The organism is Apilactobacillus waqarii, assembly GCF_019061205.1.
Lineage (GTDB): Bacteria > Bacillota > Bacilli > Lactobacillales > Lactobacillaceae > Apilactobacillus > Apilactobacillus waqarii.
In genome coordinates this window covers 1-478 of record NZ_JAHQYH010000022.1, presented here as the reverse complement: position 1 = coordinate 478, position 478 = coordinate 1, and the positions used below count along the sequence as shown (strand labels likewise).

The 478-nt window shown below is 33.3% G+C and carries 1 pseudogene; it reads right to left on the bottom strand.

Annotation, left to right across the window (positions count from 1 at the left end):
• Window positions 1–20: 20 nt before the first annotated feature.
• Window positions 21–478, bottom strand: a pseudogene (locus tag KTJ72_RS07015) (hypothetical protein); the annotation flags it as partial.

Sequence of the window (478 nt, the reverse complement as noted above, 5' to 3'; positions counted from 1 at the left end):
CCATTTGTTATATAACTAAATTATTGTTCGTCTTGCATTAATTGTTTAACTCTTTTAGCTTCTTTTTCACGAGCAGATTTATTAAGTATTTTCTTTCTTAAGCGAATACTTTCAGGAGTTACTTCCACCAATTCATCATCATTAATAAATTGTAACGCTTCTTCTAACGTTAAAATTCTAGGACGATTCATCGTTTGCGTTTGATCTTTAGTAGCTGAACGTACGTTTGTTTGATGCTTTGCTTTAGTAATATTTACTGTTAAATCGTTTTCACGGTTATGTTCACCAACAATCATACCTTCATATACTTCAGTACCTGGTTCCATAAAGTTAACACCACGATCTTCTAAGTTAATAATCGCATAGGAAGTTGCTTGACCTTGGTCCATAGAAATCAACGCACCATTACGTCTACCACCGATTTGAGCTTTAACTCGTGGTCTAAATTCTTCAAATGTATGGTTAATAATTCCATAAC